The sequence below is a fragment of the Pseudomonas sp. Kh14 genome (assembly GCF_900291005.1).
GTDB classification, from domain to species: domain Bacteria; phylum Pseudomonadota; class Gammaproteobacteria; order Pseudomonadales; family Pseudomonadaceae; genus Aquipseudomonas; species Aquipseudomonas alloputida.
Map to the genome: position 1 here is coordinate 1 of NZ_OLKJ01000341.1, position 232 is coordinate 232.

General features: G+C 66.8%; 1 protein-coding gene. It reads right to left on the reverse strand.

Going from position 1 to position 232, the window contains the following annotated elements:
* Positions 1-232: hypothetical protein (locus FQ668_RS28345; protein ID WP_144180902.1), on the reverse strand; the 232-nt coding region annotated here is incomplete at both ends.

Sequence of the window (232 nt, forward strand, 5' to 3'; positions counted from 1 at the left end):
CCCTTGATCTCCTGCACGGTGAAATTGCCGCTGGTGATGTCCAGCACCGCCAGGCCGAACAGCCGCTCATCGCCGAGCAAGGCGGCAATCAGGTTGTCGCGACGCTCGTCGAGCAACGCCTCGTCGCTGATCGTGCCCGGGGTGATGATGCGCACCACCTGGCGCTCCACCGGGCCCTTGCTGGTGGCCGGGTCGCCGATCTGCTCGCAGATCACCACCGACTCGCCGAGCT